Raw genomic sequence first — 21484 nt, 5'->3', positions numbered from 1 at the left:
CGATGAAATGAAGTAGGAGAACACCGGTGGACGAGCAAAAAGCCTTGCAGGTGGTGCGCGAGCTGATCGCCAGCGGGCAGGTGACCGACCCCGAGAGCGCCCGGGGCAAGCTGTTGCGCACGGCTGCGCATCTGTTTCGCAACAAGGGCTACGAACGCACCACCGTGCGCGACCTGGCCGGTGCGGTGGGGATCCAGTCCGGCAGCATCTTCCACCACTTCAAGAGCAAGGACGACATCCTGCGGGCGGTGATGCAGGAGACCATCCACTACAACACCGCGTTGATGCGCGCCGAGCTGGCCGAAGCCGGCAGCGTGCGTGAGCGGGTGCTGGCGCTGATCCGCTGCGAGCTGCAGTCGATCATGGGCGGCAGTGGCGAGGCCATGGCGGTGCTGGTCTACGAATGGCGCTCGCTATCGGCCGAGGGCCAGGCGGCGGTCCTGGCCCTGCGCGATATCTACGAGCAGATCTGGCTGCAGGTGCTGGGCGAGGCCAAGGAAGCCGGTTTCATCAGGGGCGATGTGTTCATCACCCGGCGTTTTCTCACCGGCGCCTTGTCCTGGACCACCACCTGGTTTCGCGCCGAGGGCAGCATGACCCTGGAGCAACTGGCGCAAGAGGCTTTGCTGCTGGTGCTCAAGGATCGCTGATACGTCGATTAATTATCGCTTGCCAGATTGTCGAAGCGTCCGAAAACGCCTAGCTTTACGGCATTCCCATTCTCTTGCCCGAGGGGTGTTGCCTTGATGTCCCTGCCTCTGCGGCCAGCCTTGCGCATGCTTTTGCTGGCTCTGGCAACACTTTGGGTCGCTCCGGCCTCCTCGGCGCAACTGGTGCGGGTCGCGGCGGCCCATTTTCCTCCTTACACCGTGCGCCCTGAAACCGGGGCCGACACTGGCCTGCTGCCGCAACTGGTGGAGGCGCTGAACCAGTCCCAGAGCGATTACCAGTTCGTCCTGGTGCCCACTTCGATTCCCCGGCGCTTTCGCGATTTCGAGCAGGGGCGGGTGGACATGGCGATCTTCGAGAACCCGGCCTGGGGCTGGCAGGACATCGAGCACACCAGTGTCGACATGGGGCTCGAGGATGCGGAGATCTTCGTCGCCCAACGCCAGCCCGGGCGCGGCCAGGCGTACTTCGCCGACCTTACGGGCAAGCGCCTGGCGCTGTTCAGCGGTTATCACTACGCCTTCGCCCAGTTCAATGCCGATACCCGCTACCTGGCCGACACTTTCAACGCCACGCTGACCTATTCCCATGACAGCAACTTGCTGATGGTCTTGCGCGGCAGGGCGGATATCGCCCTGGTGACGCGTTCCTACCTCAGCGACTTCCTGGCCCGCAACGTCGACAGCACCGAACGCTTGCTGGTCTCCGAGCGCATCGACCAGATCTACCACCACTACAGCCTCATCCGACCCAAGGCGCCCATCAGCGCCGAGGATTTCGCCGGGTTGTTGCAAAGGCTGCGGGACAACGGCCAGATGCTGAAGATCTTCGAGCCTTATCGCATTGCGGTGAAGCCCGTTCCCCACGCTTGAGTCCGTTTCCGGCCCGGTTCACGCCGGGCTAAATTTTTCCTGGCGGCCCACGTCACTTGGTTGAATGCCCATTCGACGGTGACCTTGCCATGGCCCTTGTGAATCAGCTGAACGTTGACCCCCTAGGCACTGGCGCCATGCTGGGCATCGACGAGATTGCCGCACGGCGGATGCTGTTCCAGGCAATGCCTGTGCAAGGGCAGGAGTCCGGGCCCCTGGGTGCACAGGCCATCGAGGCGGCCCGCCAGGACCGCCTGGCGTTCTGGCTGTCGGTCCAGGTGCATGCCTTGTACCTGGACCCACCGGGTTGCGAGCGCCCCCCGGTTCCCAGCCATGAGCCTGCTTGTGCCGGGCATGACCGTTGTCGGTATTGCCAACAGGCATTCGATCTATTGCACAAACGTGCGGCGTTGCTGGTCCTGGGCCGGAGTGGCCTGCTCGAGGGCTGAACTCGAGCGCCTCTGGTGCTGGGCATCATGGCCCGGCACCGGTCGCGGGTCAGCGACGGGCGAAGGTGTCGGGGCGGCTACCCGAGACTTTGCGGCAATGCACCAGGGCATCGCGAATCATGAAGTTCACCAGCGTCGGCGAAACGCCCAGCTCCTTGGCGATGTCTTTCTGTGGGACACCATGCAAGCGATACATCTCGAAGGCATAGCGAGTGCGCGAGGGCAGCTCGGTCAGTGCTTCGGCAATGTTTTCCAGAGTGGAGAAGTTCATGTGGGAAGTTTCAGGTGAGGCACCATGGACGACGACGTTCAAGCCTTCTTCTTCGGTACCCGAGTACTTCTGCTCCAGCGCCTGCTTGCGATAGTGATCGATGGCCAGGTTGCGCACGATCTGGAACAGATAGCTGAGCTGGGCCTTGAACGAGGAGGTGATTTGCGGTGCCGATTGCAAGCGGAAAAACGCGTCTTGAACCACATCTTCAGCTCGTGACCGGCAGCCGGTGATACGCGCTGCAATCTTGACCAGGATCAGTCTGTTGTCGACAAATGCCTGGAGTAACGGTGAATCGCACCTGCTTGTGGATACTTGTTCCGTCATGGAAATCACCTTGTTGCAAAGAGGGTAGTGGGACTACTGAAACGTCAGACGCGTCCTACACATCGAGCGACAAATTAGGCTGAATGATAATTATTGTCAATTGAGAAAAAGAACTAATGCTCTCCTGATTTACAAATTGCGAACGGGTGCTCGCCGACGTTCCCAAGCAGGGTTTGCAGAGCAGGATGCGGACTAATTATTTCAAGACGTCATCCGTTCCCATTGGAGAATGATTCCGGGTAACAGACCCGGCCACGGCGCCTTCCTGCGATCCATGGCCCACTTGTAACTGTCTGATTCGTCGATAGTTATCAGGGCATGCCAGGACAGGGGCCGCTCTCCATTGCAAGCACAATCCTGGCAGGAAAACCCATGACGGACGCGTTCGAACTCCCCAGCACCCTGGCCCAAGCCCTTCAACGCCGGGCAGTCCTGGCACCTGACCAAATGGCGTTGCGTTTCCTCGCCGAAGACCAGGAGCAGAACGTGGTCCTCAGTTACCGGGACCTGGATCTGCGGGCGCGCACCATCGCCGCGGCCTTGCAAGCCAATGCCGAGTTCGGCGACCGGGCGGTGCTGCTGTTCCCCAGTGGCCCGGACTACGTCGCGGCGTTCTTCGGCTGTCTGTATGCCGGGGTGATCGCGGTACCGGCCTATCCGCCAGAGTCGGCCCGGCGCCATCACCAGGAACGGTTGATCTCGATCATGGCCGACGCCGAGCCACGGCTGCTGCTGACCAGCGCCGGACTGCGTGAGGCCCTGTTGCAGATGGACGAGCTCAAGGCCGAGGGGGCGCCGCAACTGTTGTGCGTCGATACCCTGGACAGCGCCCTGGCCGAGGGCTGGCAGAGCGTCGAGTTGGCGGACGATGACATCGCCTTCTTGCAATACACCTCCGGTTCCACGGCCTTGCCCAAGGGCGTGCAAGTCAGCCATGGCAACCTGGTGGCCAACGAGATGCTGATCCGCCGCGGCTTCGGCATCGACCTCAATCCGGACGACGTGATCGTCAGCTGGTTGCCGCTGTATCACGACATGGGCCTGATCGGCGGCCTGCTGCAACCGATCTTCAGTGGCGTACCCTGCGTGCTCATGTCCCCGGCCTACTTCCTGGCCCGGCCCCTGCGTTGGCTGGAAGCCATCAGCGAATACGGCGGCACCATTAGTGGCGGCCCGGACTTTGCCTACCGCCTGTGCAGCGAGAGGGTCAGTGAGTCGGCCCTGCAGCGCCTCGACCTGAGCGGCTGGCGCGTGGCCTATTCCGGCTCGGAGCCGATCCGCCTGGACACCCTGGAGCGCTTTGCCGAGAAGTTCGGCGCTTGCGGTTTCAGTGCCGATAACTTCCTGGCGTCCTATGGCCTGGCCGAAGCCACTCTGTTCGTCGCCGGTGGCGTGCGTGGCCAGGGCATCCCGGCCTTGCACCTGGATGAGCAGGCCCTGGCGCAGAACCGTGCCGAACCGGGGCAGGGCAGCGCGATGATGAGCTGCGGCTTCAGCCAGCCGGGGCACGCGGTGCTGTTGATGGACCCGCAGCAGCTTCGCGAGCTGCCCGATAACCGCATCGGTGAAGTCTGGGCCGCCGGGCCGAGCATCGCCCATGGTTACTGGCGCAACCCCGAAGCGAGCGCCAAGGCGTTCGTCCAGCACGCCGGCCGCACCTGGTTGCGCACTGGCGACCTGGGCTTCATGCGCGAGGGCCAGCTGTACATCACCGGGCGCCTGAAGGACCTGCTGATCGTGCGCGGGCACAATCTATATCCCCAGGACATCGAGAAGACCATCGAGCGCGAAGTAGAAGTGGTGCGCAAGGGGCGGGTGGCGGCGTTCGCGGTCACCGACCAGGGCCAGGAAGGCATTGGCATCGCCGCGGAAATCAGCCGCAGCGTGCAGAAGATCCTGCCGCCCGAGGCGCTGATCAAGACCATTCGCCAGGCAGTCGCCGAAGCCTGCCAGGAAGCGCCCAGCATGGTGGTGCTGCTCAATCCCGGAGCCTTGCCCAAGACCTCCAGCGGCAAGCTGCAACGCTCGGCCTGCCGTACTCGCCTGGCCGATGGCAGCCTGGACTACTACGCGCTGTTCCCGGATGCCTCGACGCCGAGCCAGGACGCAACCGGCGAAGCGCCGGGCAATGAGTTACAGGCCCTGATCGGGCGCATCTGGCAGGAGCAGTTGCAATGCGCAGCGGTGGCCGCCGACGATCACTTCTTCCTGCTGGGTGGCAACTCCATCGCCGCCACCCAGGTCATGGCCCGCCTGAGCCAGGAGCTGGGCCTGGAACTGGGGCTGCGCCTGTTGTTCGAGGCCCCGACCCTGGCGGCGTTCAGCGCCGAGGTCGCGCGCTTGCAGCAGGACGGTGGCAGGGCCCGGGGTGCGATCAGCGCCCTGTCGCGCCAGCAGCCGTTGCCGCAATCCCTGGCCCAGAACCGCCTGTGGATCACCTGGCAGCTGGACCCCTGCAGCAGCGCCTACAACATTCCCGGTGGCCTGCGCTTGCGTGGCGAACTGGACGAAGACGCCCTGCGTGCCAGCTTCCAGCAACTGCTGCAGCGTCACGAAGCCCTGCGCACGCGTTTCTTCGAGCGAGATGGCCAAGCCCTGCAACAGGTGGATGAGCCCTGCGAGTTCAACCTGCAGCTGATCGACATCAGCGACCTGCCGCCGGCCGAACGCGAAGCCCGGGCCCGGCAGATCCGCGAGGATGAGGCCCACACCCAGTTCGACCTGGAGAAGGGGCCCCTGTACTGGGCGACCCTGGTGCGCCTGGATGATGAAGAACATCAACTGTTGCTGACCCTGCACCACATCATTGCCGACGGCTGGTCGCTGAACCTGCTGATCGACGAGTTCTCGCGCCTGTATGCGGCCTTCGCCCAGGGCCAGGCCCTGGAGCTGGCGCCGCTGGCCCTGCAGTACGCCGACTACGGCAGTTGGCAGCGCCAGTGGTTGGCCCAGGGCGAAGGCCAGCGCCAGCTGGATTACTGGAAGCAGCAGCTGGCCGATGAAGCCCCTGCCCTGGGCCTGGCCACCGATCATCCGCGCTCGGCCCAGGTCCGGCACAGCGCCGCGCGCCACGGCCAGCGCTTGAGTGCAAACCTCAGCGAGGCCGTGCGCCAGGCGGCCCAGGCCCAGCAGGTGACGCCATTCATGCTACTGCTGGCAGCCTTCCAGACGCTGCTGTACCGCTACACCGGCCAGGGCGATGTCCGCGTCGGGGTGCCCAATGCCAACCGCCCGCGCCTGGAAACCCAGGGCCTGGTGGGCTTCTTCATCAATACCCAGGTGTTGCGCGGCCAGTTGCATGGGCGCCAGTCCTTCGCCGAGCTGCTGCAACAGACCCGTGAGACAACCCTGGGGGCCCAGGCCAATCAGGACCTGCCGTTCGAACAGCTGCTGGAAGCCTTCCCCGAGGCCCGCGAGCAAGGCCTGTTCCAGGTGATGTTCAACCACCAGCAACGCGACCTCAGTGCCCTGCGGCGCTTGCCCGGGTTGCTGGCCGAAGAGCTGCCGTGGCACAGCCGCGAAGCCAAGTTCGACCTGCAACTGCACACCGAGGAAGATCGCAACGGACGCCTGAGCCTGGCCTTCGACTACGCCGACGAGCTGTTCGAGGCGGCCACCATCGAGCGCCTGGCCGGACACTTCATCAGCCTGCTGGAATATGCCTGCCAGCAACCTGACGCGGCTCTGGGCGACCTGCCGCTCTTGAGCCAGGCAGAGGCCGAGCAGCTGCAACAGTGGAGCGTGGCCCCCTGTAAGCCGGCCGAGCGCTGGCTGCCGGAGCGCCTGCATGAACAATGGCAGTTGACCCCGGAACGCACCGCGCTGGTGTGGGAGGGTGGCCAGTTGAGTTTTGCCGAGCTGCACACCCAGGCCAACCGCCTGGCCCACTACCTGCGGGACAAGGGGGTCGGCCCCGACGTGTGCGTGGCCATCGCCGCCGAGCGTTCGCCGCAACTGCTGATCGGCCTGCTGGCCATCGTCAAGGCCGGCGGTGCCTATGTACCCCTGGACCCGGACTACCCGGCCGAGCGCCTGGCCTACATGCTCGGCGACAGCGGCGTCGAGCTGCTGCTGACCCAGACCCACCTGCTCGAGCGCATGCCAACCACCACGGGCGTCAGCGCCATCGCCATGGACAGCCTCAAGCTCGACAACTGGCCGAGCCAGGCCCCGGGCCTGCACCTGCATGGCGACAACCTGGCCTATGTGATCTACACCTCCGGTTCCACCGGCCAACCCAAGGGCGTCGGCAATACCCACGCCGCGCTGATGGAGCGCCTGCAATGGATGCAGGACCGCTACCAGTTGCAGGCTGACGATGTGCTGATGCAAAAAGCCCCGATCAGCTTCGACGTATCGGTATGGGAATGCTTCTGGCCGCTGATCACCGGCTGCCGCTTGTTCATTGCCGCTCCCGGCGAGCATCGCGACCCGCACCGTATCGCTCAGTTGGTGCAGGAGCACGGCGTGACCACGCTGCACTTTGTCCCGCCGCTGTTGCAGCTGTTCGTCGACGAGCCGCTCAGCGCCGGCTGCCATAGCCTGCGTCGGGTGTTCTCCGGTGGCGAAGCCTTGCCCGCCGAGTTGCGCAACCGCTTGCTGGAACAACTGCCGGGCGTGCAACTGCACAACCGCTATGGCCCGACCGAAACCGCGATCAACGTCACCCACTGGCACTGCGCGGTGGCTGATGGCGAGCGTTCGCCCATCGGTCGTCCCTTGGGGAATGTGATCTGCCGTGTGCTGGACGCCGAACTCAACGTGCTGCCGGCTGGAGTGCCCGGTGAGCTGTGCATCAGCGGCCAGGGCCTGGCCCGGGGTTACCTGGGGCGTGCGGCGCTGACTGCCGAACGCTTTGTGGTGGACCCGTTGAGCGAGGAGGGCGCGCGCCTGTACCGCACCGGTGACCGGGTGCGCTGGTGCGCCGATGGCGTACTGGAATACCTCGGTCGCCTCGACCAGCAGGTCAAGCTGCGGGGCTTCCGGGTCGAACCCCAGGAGATCGAAGCGCGCCTGCTCGCCCAGGACGGCGTGGCCCAGGCCGCGGTGCTGGTGCGTAAGACCCAGGCCGGAGCGCAGTTGATCGGCTACTACACGGCCCATGCCGACGATGAAGATGAACAACAGCTGAGCGCGCGCCTGAAAACCGCCCTGGCCGCCGAGCTGCCCGAATACATGGTGCCGGCGCAACTGGTGCGCCTTAAGTCCATGCCCCTGAGCCCCAGTGGCAAGCTGGATCGCCGGGCACTGCCCGAGCCGCAATGGCAGGTGCGCGAGCATGTCGAGCCCGGCACCGAGCTGGAGCAGCAGATCGCGGCGATCTGGCGCGAGGTGCTGGGCCAGCCACGCATCGGCCTGACGGACGATTTCTTCGCCCTGGGCGGCCATTCCTTGCTGGCCACCCAGATCATTTCCCGCACTCGCCAGGCCTGTGATGTGGAGCTGCCCCTGCGCGTGCTGTTCGAAGCCAGCGAGCTGGGGGCCTTTGCCGAACAAGTGCGACTGATCCAGGAGAGCGGGGCGCACAATCAGCAGCCGCCGATCGCCCAGGTCGATCGCAGCCAACCGGTGCCGCTGTCCTATTCCCAGCAGCGCATGTGGTTCCTCTGGCAGATGGAGCCGGACAGCCCGGCCTATAACGTCGGCGGCATGGCACGGCTGAGCGGTGTGCTGGATGTCGGGCGTTTCGAGGCGGCCTTGCAAGCGCTGATCCTGCGCCACGAAACCCTGCGCACCACCTTCCCCAGCGTCGACGGCGTGGCCCGCCAGCAGGTGCATGCCGATACCGGCCTGCGCATGGCCTGGAAGGACTTCTCGGCCCTGGCCCCCGAGGCGCGGCAACAGCGCCTGCAGCAACTGGCGGACAGCGAGGCGCACCAGCCCTTCGACCTGGAAACCGGCCCTTTGCTGCGGGCTTGCCTGGTCAAGGCCGGCGATCAGGAACACTACTTCGTCCTGACCCTGCACCACATCGTGACCGAAGGCTGGGCCATGGACATCTTCGCCCGTGAGCTGGGGGCGCTGTACGAAGCCTTCCTCGACGACCGCGATTCGCCCCTGGAACCGCTGCCGGTGCAGTACCTGGACTACAGCGTGTGGCAACGGCAGTGGCTGGAGTCTGGCGAGCGCCAGCGCCAGCTGGACTACTGGACAAAGCAACTGGGCAGCGAGCATCCATTGCTGGAGCTGCCCAGCGACCGGCCACGGCCGGCGGTGCAGAGCCACCAGGGCGAGCTCTATCGCTTCGATCTTGACGACGCACTGGCGGCCCGGGTCCGGGCCTTCAATGCCGAGCACGGCCTGACCCTGTTCATGACCATGACCGCCGCCCTGTCGGTGCTGCTGTATCGCTACAGCGGCCAGACCGACCTGCGCATCGGCGCGCCGGTGGCCAACCGCATCCGCCCGGAAAGCGAAGGCCTGATCGGGGCCTTCCTCAATACCCAGGTGCTGCGCTGCCAGCTGGATGGACAGATGAGCGTCGGCCAGTTGCTGGAGCAGGTACGCCAGACGGTGATCGATGGCCAGTCCCACCAGGACCTGCCGTTCGATCATCTGGTGGAGGCCCTGCAACCGCCGCGCAGCGCCGCCTACAACCCGCTGTTCCAGGTGATGTGCAACGTCCAGCGCTGGGAGTTCCAGCAGAGCCGGCAACTGGCGGGCATGACCGTGGAGTACCTGGTCAACGATGCCCGGGCTACCAAGTTCGACCTCAACCTGGAAGTCACCGACCTGGATCAGCGCCTGGGCTGCTGCCTGACCTACAGCACCGACCTGTTCGACGAGCCGCGCATCGCGCGCATGGCTGCGCACTGGCGCAATCTGCTGGAGGCGTTGCTGGGCGACCCGACGCAGCGTCTGTGCGAACTGCCATTGCTGCAGTCGGACGAGCAGCGCCAACTGCTCGATAGCCTGGGTAGCGAAGCCGGCGAGCAGCGCCTGGACCTATGCATCCAGCAGTTGTTCAGCCAGCAGGTCCGGGCTCGCCAGGAGGCCCCGGCGCTGACCTTCGCCGGCCAGACCCTGAGCTACAGCGAGCTGGACAGCCGCGCCAATCGCCTGGCCTGGATGCTCCGCGAGCGTGGAGTGGGCCCGCAGGTGCGGGTCGGCCTGGCGCTGGAGCGCTCGCTGGAAATGGTGATCGGCCTGCTGGCGATCCTCAAGGCCGGCGGCGCCTATGTGCCGCTGGACCCGGAATACCCCCTGGATCGCCTGCACTACATGATCGAGGACAGCGGCATCGGCCTGCTGCTCAGCGATGCGCGGATGTTCCAGGCCCTCGGCGAACTGCCGGCAGGCGTGGCGTGCTGGTGCCTGGAGGAGGACGGCGCGCTGCTGGCCGACTACCCGGCCAGCGAGCCGCCGTTGGTCAGCCTGCCGCAGCACCAGGCCTACCTGATCTACACCTCCGGTTCCACCGGCCTGCCCAAGGGCGTGGTGGTGTCCCATGGGGAAATCGCCATGCACTGCCAGGCGGTGATCCGTCGATTCGGCATGCGTGCCGACGATTGCGAACTGCACTTCTATTCCATCAACTTCGACGCCGCTACCGAGCGCTTGCTGGTGCCGCTGCTCAGCGGTGCCCAGGTGGTGCTGCGGGCCCAGGGCCAGTGGGACGCCGAGAAAATCTGCCAGCTGATCCGCCAGCATCGGGTCAGCATCCTGGGCTTCACCCCCAGTTATGGCAGCCAGTTGGCCCAGCACCTGGCGACCCAGCAGCAAACCCTGGCGGTACGCATGTGCATCACCGGTGGCGAAGCCCTGACCGGCGAGCACCTGCAACGCATTCGCGCGGCCTTCCAGCCGAGCCTGTTCTTCAACGCCTACGGCCCGACCGAAACCGTGGTCATGCCCCTGGCCAGCCTGGCGCCGGAACAATTGGCCGAAGGCGTGGCCAGCGTGCCCATCGGCCGCATCGTCGGCGCGCGGGTGGCCTATATCCTCGATGCCGACCTGGCTCTGGTGCCCCAAGGCGCGACCGGTGAGCTGTATGTGGGCGGTGCGGGCCTGGCCCAGGGCTACCATCGTCGCCCTGGTCTCAGCGCCGAGCGTTTCGTCGCCGACCCGTTCAGCGTCGCCGGCGGCCGCTTGTATCGCACCGGCGACCTGGTGCGCCAGTGCGCCGACGGCCAGGTGGAATACATCGGCCGGGTCGACCATCAGGTGAAGATCCGCGGCTTCCGTATCGAGCTGGGGGAAATCGAATCCCGCTTGCTGGATCATCCTGCAGTCCGCGAAGCGGTGGTGCTGGCGCTGGATGCGCCATCGGGCAAGCAACTGGCGGGTTACCTGGTGACCGAGGTCGCCGGACAGGACGAGGCGGCGCAAGCCGAGTTGCGCGAAGCCCTCAAGCAGCAGTTGAAGACCCAGTTGCCGGACTACATGGTGCCGACTCACCTGATCCTGCTGTCCAGCCTGCCGCTGACCGCCAACGGCAAGCTCGATCGCCGGGCCTTGCCGGTGCCGGACCCGGAGCTCAATCGCCAGCAGTACGTGGCTCCGAGCAACGAGTTGGAGCAGAGCCTGGCGCGGATCTGGTGCGATGTACTGAACGTGCAGCAGGTGGGCCTCAACGACAACTTCTTCGAACTGGGCGGCGATTCGATCCTGTCGATCCAGGTGGTCAGCCGCGCGCGCCAGCTGGGCATCCATTTCACCCCGCGTGACCTGTTCCAGCACCAGACCGTGCAGACCCTGGCGCGGGTGGCCAGCCGCCGCCAGCGCATCAGCGCCGAGCAAGGACTGCTCAGCGGCGAGACGCCGCTGACCCCGATCCAGCATTGGTTCTTCGATAGCCGCATCCCGCAGCCGCAGCACTGGAACCAGGCGCTGCTGCTGGAGCCGGTGGCGCCCCTGGATGCCCAGCGCCTGGAGCAGGCGCTGCTGGCGGTGGTGGAACAACACGACGCCTTGCGCCTGCGCTTCAACCAGAGCAACGAACAATGGCGCGCCGAGTACTTGCCGCTGTCCGATGCGCCGTTGCTGTGGCAGGTACGGGTGCCGTCCATGGCCACCTGCGAAACCTTGTTCGCCGATGCCCAGCGCAGCCTCGACCTGGAGCATGGGCCGCTGCTGCGCGCGGTGCTGGTGGACGGTCCGGAGGGTGAGCAGCGGCTGCTGCTGGTCATCCACCACCTGGTGGTGGACGGCGTGTCCTGGCGGGTACTGCTGGAGGATCTGCAGAACGTCTATCGCCAGCTGGAGGCGGGCCAGGCCGTGCAGTTGCCGGCCAAGACCAGCGCCCTGCGCGACTGGTCGAGCCGCTTGCAGGCCTACGCCGGCAGTGAGTCGCTGCGCGAGGAACTAGCCTGGTGGCAACAGCAATTGGCCGGCCCGGCGGCGCAATTGCCAGGGTTGCAGCCGGACGGTGGCCAGCAACACCAGCATGCCCGCAGCCACAGCGTGACCCTGGATGCCGAGCGCACCCGTCAACTGCTGCAACAGGCCCCGGCGGCCTATCGCACCCAGGTCAACGACCTGCTGCTCACCGCCCTGGCCCGGGTGCTGTGCCGCTGGAGCGGGCAGCCTTCGGCTCTGGTGCAACTGGAAGGGCACGGCCGCGAGGCGTTGTTCGACGAGATCGACCTGACCCGCACCGTGGGCTGGTTCACCAGCGCCTATCCGCTGCGCCTGACGCCGTTGCAGGTGGAAGAAGCCGCCGGGCAGGGCGCCTCGATCAAGGCGATCAAGGAGCAATTGCGCGGCGTGCCGCACAAGGGCCTGGGCTATGGCGTGCTGCGCTACCTGGCCGATGACGCTTGCCGTAGTGCCCTGGCGGCGCTGCCGCTGGCGCCGGTGACCTTCAACTACCTGGGGCAGTTCGACCAGAGCTTCGGTCGCGATGCGCTGCTGCGGCCGCTGGACGAGTCAGTCGGCCCGGCCCATGCCCTGGAGGCACCGCTGCCCAACGAGCTGAGCATCGACAGCCAGGTCTACGGCGGTGAACTGGTGCTGCGCTGGACCTACAGCGCCGAGCGCTTCGAGCCCGAGCTGATCGCCGAGCTGGCAGCGGCCTACCTGGGTGAGCTGCAGAGCCTGATCGCCCATTGCCTGAAGGACGATGCCGGTGGCTTGACGCCGTCGGACTTCCCCCTGGCGCGCCTGACCCAGGCCCAGCTCGATGCCCTGCCAGTACCGGCGTCGCAGATCGAGGATGTCTATCCGCTGACGCCGATGCAGGAAGGCATGTTGCTGCACACCCTGCTGGAACCGGGTACCGGCCTCTACTACATGCAGGACCGCTACCGCATCAACAGCGAACTGGACCCCGAGCGCTTTGCCCAGGCCTGGCAGGCCGTGGTGGCCCGGCATGAAGCCCTGCGCGCCTCGTTCTGCTGGAACGTGGGCGAGGACATGCTGCAGGTTATCCACAAGCCGGGCAGCACGCCCATCGAGTACCTGGACTGGAGCGATGTGCCGGAGGCCGAGCAGGAAGCCAGGCTGCAAGCCCTGCACAAGGCCGAGCGCGAGGCCGGTTTCGATCTGCTCAACCAGGCGCCGTTCCACCTGCGGCTGATCCGTGTCGGCGCCGCGCGCTACTGGTTCATGATGAGCAACCACCACATCCTCATCGATGCCTGGTGCCGTTCGTTGCTGATGAACGACTTCTTCGAGATATACACCGCCCTGGGCGAAGGCCGCGAGGCGCAGTTGGCAGTACCGCCGCGCTACCGCGACTACATCGGCTGGCTGCAACACCAGAGCCTGGCCGAGGCGCGCCAGTGGTGGCGGCAGAATCTCGCGGGCTTCGAACGCACCACGCCGATCCCCAGCGACCGGCCATTCCTGCGCGAGCATGCCGGCGACAGCGGCGGCATGATCGTCGGCGACTGCTACACCCGGCTCGATCCACGGGACGGTGCGCAATTGCGCGAGCTGGCGCAGCAGCACCAGTTGACCGTCAACACCTTCGCCCAGGCGGCCTGGGCCCTGGTGCTGCGGCGCATGAGCGGCGACCGCGACGTGCTGTTCGGGGTCACCGTGGCCGGGCGGCCGGTGGACATGCCGCAGATGCAGCGCACCGTCGGCCTGTTCATCAACAGCATCGCCCTGCGGGTCAAGTTGCCCGAGGATGGCCAGCGCTGCAGCGTGCGCCAATGGCTGGGCCAGTTGCTGGACAGCAACATGCAGCTGCGCGAGTACGAGTACCTGCCGCTGGTGGCGATCCAGGAAACCAGCGAGCTGCCCAAGGGCCAGCCGCTGTTCGACAGCCTGTTCGTGTTCGAGAACGCCCCGGTGGAGGTCTCGGTACTGGATCGGGCCCAGAGCCTGAACGCCAGTTCGGACTCCGGCCGCACCCACACCAACTTCCCGATCACGGCCGTCTGCTACCCGGGGGACGACCTGGGGCTGCACCTGTCCTATGACCAGCGCTACTTCGAGCAGGCGACCATCGAGCGCATGCTGGGCGAGTTCAAGCGCCTGCTGCTGGCGCTGATGCAGGGCTTTAATGGCGACATGGCCGAGCTGCCGTTGCTGGGCGAGGAGGAGCGTGATTTCCTGCTGGCCGGTTGCAACCAGAGCCAGCACCAGTACCCGCTGGAGCGCAGCTACGTGGAGTTGTTCGAGGCCCAGGTGGCGGCGCATCCGCAGCGTATCGCCGCCAGTTGCCTGGAGCAGAGCCATAGCTACGCCGAGTTGAACCTGCGCAGCAACCGCCTGGGCCATGCCCTGGTGACCCAGGGCGTGGGCTTCGACCAGCCGGTGGCCCTGCTGGCCGAGCGTGGCCTGGAGCTGTTGGGCATGATCATCGGCAGCTTCAAGGCCGGGGCCGGCTACCTGCCCCTGGACCCGGGCCTGCCGGGCCAGCGCCTGGGCCGCATCATCGAACTCAGTCGTACGCCGATCCTGGTCTGTACCCAGGCTTGCCGTGAACAGGCCCAGGCCCTGCTGGACGAGTTCGGCTGCGCCGCTCGTCCGCGCCTGCTGGTCTGGGAAGACGTCCAGGCCGGGGCTGGGCGCGAGGACAATCCCGGACGCTACAGCCGTGCGGACAACCTCGCCTACGTGATCTACACCTCCGGTTCCACCGGCCTGCCCAAGGGCGTGATGGTGGAGCAACGCGGCATGCTCAACAACCAGTTGAGCAAGGTGCCGTACCTGCAACTGAGCGAGGCCGATGTGATCGCCCAGACTGCCTCCCAGAGCTTCGATATCTCGGTCTGGCAGTTCCTGGCCGCGCCGCTGTTCGGCGCTCGGGTGGACATCGTGCCCAATACCATCGCCCATGATCCCCAGGGGCTCCTGGCCCACGTCCAGGAGCAGGGCATCACTGTGCTGGAGAGTGTGCCGTCGCTGATCCAGGGCATGCTGGCCCAGGACGCCATCGCCCTGGACGGCCTGCGCTGGATGCTGCCCACCGGCGAGGCCATGCCACCGGAGCTGGCGCACCAGTGGCTGCTGCGTTATCCACGGATCGGCCTGGTCAACGCCTACGGTCCGGCGGAGTGCTCCGATGACGTGGCCTTCTTCCGCGTGGACCTGGCCTCGACCCGGGGCAGCTACCTGCCCATCGGCACGCCCACCGACAACAACCTGTTGTACCTGATGGACGAAGCCCTGGAGCTGGTGCCCCTGGGCGCGGTGGGCGAGCTGTGCGTGGCCGGTACCGGTGTCGGCCGTGGCTACGTCAGCGACCCGTTGCGTACCGCGCTTGCCTTCGTGCCCCATCCGTTCGGTGCGGCGGGCGAACGCCTGTACCGCACCGGCGACCTGGCACGCCGGCGCAGCGACGGCGTGCTGGAATACGTCGGCCGCATCGACCATCAGGTGAAGATCCGTGGCTACCGCATCGAACTGGGCGAGATCGAAGCGCGCCTGCACGAACAGCCGGAGCTGCGCGATGCCGCGGTCGGGGTGCAGGAGGGCGTCAATGGCAAGCATCTGGTGGGCTACCTGGTGGCCAGTGACTCAAGCCTGAGCCCGAGCGAATGCCTGGAGCGGATCAAGCCGCGCCTGCGCGCCGAACTGCCGGAGTACATGGTGCCGCTGCACTGGCTGTGGCTGGAGCGCTTGCCGCTCAACGCCAACGGCAAGCTCGATCGCAAGGCCTTGCCGGCCCTGGAAATCGGCCAGTTGCAGAGCCAGGACTATCAAGCCCCGGGCAGCGAACTGGAACAGACCCTGGCCGATATCTGGGCCGAGGTGCTCAAGGTCGAACGGGTGGGCGTGCGCGACAACTTCTTCGAGTTGGGCGGGCATTCCCTGCTGGCCACGCAGATCGCCTCGCGGGTGCAGAAAACCCTGCAACGCAACGTGCCGCTGCGGGCGATGTTCGAATGCAGCACGGTGCAGGAGCTGGCCGCGTACATCGACGGACTGGGGGCCAATGAAATCAGCGAGGAGAAGGTCGATCGCCTGAGCGACCTGATGGCTGAGCTGGAGGGCTTGTGACCCCAAGGGTGACGGGGCCTTGTTCGCTGGCCAGTCAGGTTCTGTTGGTCTATAGCCCCTCAAACCCTCTGTTATGATCGCGCCCGGCCCAGGTCCCGCACCTGTGCCGGGCGTTTTCATTCAAGGACCGGAACCATGGCAGAGCAGCTTTACTGGCACGATATCGAAGACACCCTGGGCCACTGGAGCGGCCTGGGCGTCGAGATCGAACCCGGCGTCACGGACAAGCCGCCGCTGTACCTGCGCACCGGCGAGAATGCCCGCTTCAAGCTGATGCACCACGACACACCGTTGTTCTGGGCCACCATTGCCTGGGACCATGGCGGTGTTTGGCTGGTGCGCAAGCCGCTGGCCGAGGGCGCTGAATGCCGGTTGCTCGCCCCCATCGACTCACCCACCGTCGAACAGCACGCGGCGTTGGCGCCCGAGCGGCGGATCAAGGCCTGGAGCCGCTATTTCGTCAGCCGTCTGGGCGCCAGTGCCCGGCACTTCCTCACCCCCGGCTACTGGCTGGCCCAGGGCCTGGTAGCGGAACCGTCCAGTACCGGCAACGGCCTGGACAAATGGCGCTTCACCTCGAGGGTCGACCCGTTGACCCACGTGCCCAGCTGGTTCCTGTATGGCGAGGACTTTCTCGACAACCTGCAACCCCAGACTCTGGAGTGGATCGACTGGTGGCACGGCGGCGGCAAGCTCATCGGCCTGCATCGCGTCGATCCACAGGCGGGGCGGCTCAAGTGGTGGCGCAAGAAGGCCCGGGAGGGCAGCCTGCCGCCGGTGCTGCTGTGGTACGTCGGCGGACTGGCGTCCTACCTGGTGATCGATGGGCACTACCGTTTGCAGGCCGCCATCGCGGAAAATCTCGCGCCGTCCTTCATCGTCCTCAGCGCTACCCGCACGCGCAATTTCACGCCGAGCCTCGAGCATCGGCAACGGGTCATGGATTCGTTGCGCAAGCGTGGCGACGCGGTGCCGCGCAACCAGGCCTTGAGTACCGAGCACCTCAACCGGGTGCTGATCCAGGCTTTCGACGATCGGCCGCACTACGTCAGCGCGACCCAAGCCTGGACCGGCAATGAACCCCGGGAACAGTGGTGCGATGAGGTGCGCCAGTGCCTGATCGAGCAGGGGCTTGAAAGCGAGGTGGACGCAGTGATTGCCCGGCGTGGCTGACGGGGCCTCTGTTATAGTCGCGCCCGCGCGCCACAGGGCAGGGGATTAGGGACAATGGTGGAACAGGCTTTCTGGCGGGATATCGAGGATCTGGCTGGCAATTGGAGCGGCCTCGGGCTGGATGTCAGGCATCCGGCCAACGGCAAGCCAAACCTGTGCCTGCTCAGTGGCGATAACCGGCGCATGCAGTTGGTCGTCGGAGACCAGACGCTACTCTGGGCCACCATGTCGCGCTGTCTCTACGGGGTGTGGCTGGTACGCAATCAGCTGCTTGGGCAACTGCCGCAGACCCTGGTCGGGCCCATCGATTCGCCCCGGGTGGAACAACATTCGCGTCTCGCCCCGTCCCTGCAGCTCAAGGCCTGGAGTCGGTTTTTCGTCCAGCAGTTGCTGCGACATCAAGCGGATTTTCTCTACCCCGGCTATTGGTTGGTGCGGGCCCTGCAGCCTGCTGCCCACCCCTGTGGGCGATCACTGCCCAGCGGTATCGACCAGTGGTACTTCAAAGGCGGCGAAGATGCCCTGAGCCATATGCCGCAGTGGACCATCGACGGCCGCAACATTCTCGACAACCAACGGCCTGGCCCGGCGCGTTGGGTCGATCTTTGGGAAGGGGGTGGCGCGGTGGTTGGCCTGCATGGCGTCGATCCGCTGGCCGGGCGCCTGAAGTGGTGGCGCAAGAAAGCCCGTGAAGGCAGCTTGCCGCCGATCCTGTTGTGGTATGTCAGCGGGCTGAACAGCTACCTGGTTCTTGACGGGCATTACCGTTTGCAGGCCGCCATCGATGAGAACCTGCCGCCGCGGTTCTTGGTGCTCAGCTCGCCGCGGGTGACGGCCTACGCGCCGAACCCGCAGGAGCAGCAGAAGGTACTGGGGGCGCTGCAGGTGCAGATCCAGCGCAAGAACCTGGAGACCGAGCGCTTGAACCAGCTGCTGATCAGCACCTTCGACGACCGGCCGTATCATGGCTTCGGCAGTCACTCGTGGGTGGGGATCGCTTCGGAGCAAGTGTGGATCGATCAGGTGAGCGGTGTTCTTGAGGAACGTGGGGAGGCTGGCGAGCTGGACGCTATCCTGGCTCGCGAAGCCCCCGAGCATGATTGATCCCTCTCGCCGTTGCCGAGTCCCGCAGGTGCTGGGTGTTCTGGCTGATTACTTGGGGCCGAGGATCTGCGGCAGCTTGCCCGGCGCCGGGGCGCCTTGCTGTTGTTGCAGCTCGCCCTTGTCATCGAGGTAGAAGATCGCCGGGGTAGCCGACAACTCCAGTTCCTCCATGAGCTTCATGTTGGCGTCGAGCTTGGCCTGGATCGCTTTGGGGATGCTTTGCAGGGGTTTCAGGTTGCTGCCCTTGCCGGCCTTCTCGTGATCCTGCAGGGCCTGGCTCGGATCCTTGGCGGCCAGCAGGGCGGCGGATTTGCCCGGGCTGTCCTCGCGGATGATGCCGACCATGATGTGCCGCAGTTGCACCTTGCCGGCCTTGACCCAGGGCCGGGCTTGTTCCCAGAACATGTTGCAGTAGGGGCAGTTGGGGTCGCTGAACAGGTAGACGATACGTGGCGCATCGGCCTTGCCGTCGGCGATCCAGTCGCTTTTCTCCAGGTTGCCCCAGACTTCCTTGGCCATCGGTGCATAGACCAGTTTCTGCAGCGGTTCGGCGCTGAGGTCCTTGCCGTCGGCGTCGTACAGGTTGCCCAGCAGCACGTGCTGGCCATCGGCGGTCAGGTACAGGGTCATGCCGCGGTTCTGGTACTGCGCGGCATAACCCTTGAGGCCAGCCGGAGCGTCGAAGCTGCCGATGATCTTGGCGCCCTTGGCTTCGATCTTGCGGATCGGCGCGGGCAGTTCCTCGGCCTGCAGCAGCGGGACATTGAGCAGTGCCGCGCCCAGGGACAGGCTCAGCAGGTGGCGGATGAAGGGCATGGGGGTTTCCTTGAGGGGGCGACCGGAGTCGGATGGATGCCGTCGAAGTTCTCCAGGGCGCGGGCCAGGCTGGCTTCCGAGAGTTCCCCGAGGTGGCTGCCCAGCAGGCGGCCGTCGGCGCTGTAGAACAGGGTGGTGGGCAGGGCCATGGAACCCACGGCCTTGCCCAGGCGGCCACTGCCGTCGAACAGTACGTTGTCCAGGTTCAGCTCCTGGGTGGCCAGGAAGGTCGCGACGCTCTGCATGCTCTCGGCCTGGTTGACGAACAGGAAGGTCAGGTCCGGGCGTTGTTGCTGGGCTTTTTCCAGCACCGGCATTTCCCGCCGGCAGGGTGGGCACCAGGTGGCCCAGAGGTTGATCACCAGCGGCCCGCCCTGGTAGTCGGTGAGCTGCACGGTGTCGCCGTTGGCGTTGCGCAGGGCCACTTCCGGCAGGCGCGTACCCTGGTCGTAGAGGCTCAGGGACAGGGTCGCCAGCAGCCAGAACGCCAGGCCGGTAGCGATCCCGGCACCCAGCGGGCGGCGCAGGGCCGGGCGTTTCCAGCCCCAGGCCAGGGCTGCCAGGAGCATGACCAGCACCCCGGGCCAGGCTAGGAAGCCGCCGTCGCGCAGGTCGATGACCATCCACAAGTCGTGCCGGTAGTGCCTCCAGTAAGCGATGACGAAACTGACCCGGGCGGCGAGCATGCCGATCAGGAACAGCGAGAACAGCACCGACTCCGGGTTGTCGCCGCCGCGCTTGGCCACGCGCCAGCCCACCAGCGTGGCCAGGGCCAGGGCACTGATCAGCAGCAGGTGGTTGAGGGCGATGGCGAAGGTGCCGATGGTAAAGGTCAGCATCAGCGGGCTTCCAGGGTCTGGGTCCAGCGTTGCAGGAAGGTCGCGGAATCCACTTCGCCGGTGATGCGCTGGCTGCGGCGTTCGCTGCCATCCGGGCCGATCCACAGCATGCTGGGCGGTCCCGGTACCTTGTAGCGGCCGAGCAGTTCGCGGCCGTCGGCATTATCCAGGGTCACGTCCAGGCGCAGCAGGCGCACGTCCTTCAGGGCCTCGAGGACCTGGGGCTGGCCGAATACGGTCTTCTCCATGATCTTGCACGACACGCACCAGTCGGCGTAGTAGTCCAGCAGCACCCACTGGCCCCGGGCCTGGGCGCTGTCCAGGGCGCCTTGCAGCTCGGCAGGCGTCTTGACCGTGGTGAAGGCGTCGTGGGCACTGGCGTTGCTGGCGGGGGCGCCGCCGCTATAGACCTTCAGCGGGTGCAGCAGGTCGTCGCTGCCGCCAGCGGCGCCCACCAGCAGCACGCTGCCCCAGATGCCGAACAGCAACGCACCGGCACCGAACAGGTGCAGCAGGCGCCCGGCGATCGCCCGTTGCTGCCAGGCGCAGTAGGCCAGGACCAGGGCCAGGGCACCCCACAGGCCGATCCACAGGCTGGCGTTCAGCACCGGACGCAGCATGTAGATGGCGGTGCCGAGGAAAAGGATGCCGAACACGCCCTTGAGCAGGTTCATCCAGGGGCCGGGCTTGGGCAGGAAGCGGTTGCCCAGGGTCACCAGCAGCAACAACGGCAGGCCGATGCCCAGGCCCAGGGCGAACAGCGCCAGGCCGCCAAACAGGGCATTGCCGGTCTGGGCGATATACAGCAGGCCGCCCGCCAGGGGCGCGGTCATGCACGGGCCGACCAGTAGCGCGGACAGGGCGCCGAGGACCCCGCAGCCGATCAGGCTGCCGCCCTGGCGCTGGCGGCTGGCACCCTCCAGGCGATCACGCAGGAACGCCGGCATCTGCAACTCGAAGAAGCCGAACATCGGCAAGGCCAGCAGCACGAACAAGGCGGCGAAGCTGCCCAGGACCCAGGGTTGCTGCAGCCAGGCTTGCAGGTTGCTGCCCAGCAGGGCGGCGATCACGCCCATGCCGGCGTAAACCAGGGCCATGCACAGCACATAGCTGGAAGCCAGGGCCAGGCCTCGGCGCGGGCTGGCGCCGCTGCCCACCACCATGCCGGCGAGGATCGGCAGCATCGGCAGCGAGCAGGGCGCGAAGGCCAGTAGCAGGCCGAAGCCGAAGAACGCCAGCAGGCCCAGGCCCCAGGATTTCTGTTGCAAGTCGTTGGCCAGCAACTGGTCCTGGGCCGCCGCGGTGCCGCTCTGGGCGCTAGCGTTGGCCACCACGACCGGGGCTGCGCCCAGGTCCACTTCCAGGGTTTGCGGTGGGTAGCACAGGCCGGCGTCGGCGCAGCCTTGCCAGCCCAGCTTGACCTTGCCCGTGGCGGTGGCCGGGAGCTTCACCTCCAGGCCCTGGCTGGACACGGTCTGGGCCCCGAAGAATTCGTCGCTAAGGGCCTTGCCCGCCTGCCAGCCCGGCTGGCCCCCGGGGTGGAGGCCGTCGGACTTCAGGCGTTTCTGGGAC

At 66.1% G+C, this 21484-nt stretch carries 10 protein-coding genes; 6 read left to right on the top strand and 4 right to left on the bottom strand.

Going from position 1 to position 21484, the window contains the following annotated elements; translation table 11 throughout:
• Positions 1–26 precede the first annotated feature (26 nt).
• The 3 genes from ACK6AU_RS03535 (at position 27) to ACK6AU_RS03525 (ending at position 1990) form a co-directional block, all read left to right on the top strand.
• The gene (locus ACK6AU_RS03535; RefSeq protein WP_185701006.1) at positions 27–650 is read left to right on the top strand and encodes a TetR family transcriptional regulator; all 624 of its coding nucleotides are present in this window, start codon (positions 27–29) and stop codon (positions 648–650) included.
• 96 nt (positions 651–746) lie between these two features.
• Positions 747–1541, top strand: a complete 795-nt coding sequence (locus ACK6AU_RS03530) for a substrate-binding periplasmic protein (RefSeq protein WP_409297767.1) — start codon at positions 747–749, stop codon at positions 1539–1541.
• An 89-nt stretch (positions 1542–1630) separates the two neighbouring features.
• Positions 1631–1990, top strand: coding sequence for a hypothetical protein (locus tag ACK6AU_RS03525; protein WP_185701008.1), 360 nt, complete (start codon positions 1631–1633; stop codon positions 1988–1990).
• Between the two features lie 49 nt (positions 1991–2039).
• Here ACK6AU_RS03525 and ACK6AU_RS03520 read toward each other — a convergent pair whose 3' ends face one another.
• On the bottom strand, positions 2040–2588 hold the full coding sequence (locus ACK6AU_RS03520; RefSeq protein ID WP_185701009.1) for an RNA polymerase factor sigma-70: 549 nt from the start codon (positions 2586–2588) through the stop codon (positions 2040–2042).
• 372 nt (positions 2589–2960) lie between these two features.
• Between ACK6AU_RS03520 and ACK6AU_RS03515 the strand changes: the two genes are divergently transcribed.
• From ACK6AU_RS03515 to ACK6AU_RS03505, 3 genes are all read left to right on the top strand, one after another.
• Positions 2961–15980 (top strand): non-ribosomal peptide synthetase, encoded by a 13020-nt coding sequence (locus ACK6AU_RS03515; protein WP_409297764.1) that lies wholly within the window; start codon positions 2961–2963, stop codon positions 15978–15980.
• Positions 15981–16115: 135 nt separating this feature from the next.
• Complete coding sequence (locus ACK6AU_RS03510) at positions 16116–17153, top strand: hypothetical protein (protein ID WP_409297762.1); 1038 nt, start codon at positions 16116–16118, stop codon at positions 17151–17153.
• A 54-nt stretch (positions 17154–17207) separates the two neighbouring features.
• The gene (locus ACK6AU_RS03505) at positions 17208–18257 is read left to right on the top strand and encodes a hypothetical protein (protein WP_409297760.1); all 1050 of its coding nucleotides are present in this window, start codon (positions 17208–17210) and stop codon (positions 18255–18257) included.
• A gap of 48 nt (positions 18258–18305) precedes the next feature.
• On the opposite strand, the gene dsbG is transcribed toward ACK6AU_RS03505, so the two are convergent.
• The 3 genes from dsbG to dsbD all read right to left on the bottom strand — a co-directional run.
• Positions 18306–19073 (bottom strand): thiol:disulfide interchange protein DsbG, encoded by a 768-nt coding sequence (dsbG, locus tag ACK6AU_RS03500; protein ID WP_185701013.1) that lies wholly within the window; start codon positions 19071–19073, stop codon positions 18306–18308.
• Positions 19049–19912 (bottom strand): TlpA disulfide reductase family protein, encoded by an 864-nt coding sequence (locus tag ACK6AU_RS03495; protein WP_185701014.1) that lies wholly within the window; start codon positions 19910–19912, stop codon positions 19049–19051. The genes dsbG and ACK6AU_RS03495 overlap by 25 nt, the downstream gene beginning before the upstream one ends.
• Positions 19912–21484: protein-disulfide reductase DsbD (gene dsbD / locus ACK6AU_RS03490; RefSeq protein ID WP_409297758.1), on the bottom strand; the 1573-nt coding region annotated here is incomplete at its 5' end. The genes ACK6AU_RS03495 and dsbD, both read right to left, overlap by 1 nt.

The organism is Pseudomonas sp. KCJK8993 (genome assembly GCF_046230915.1).
Classification (GTDB): domain Bacteria; phylum Pseudomonadota; class Gammaproteobacteria; order Pseudomonadales; family Pseudomonadaceae; genus Aquipseudomonas; species Aquipseudomonas piscis.
Note: the sequence above shows the minus strand (reverse complement) of the source record. Positions and strands in the feature narration are given on the sequence as shown.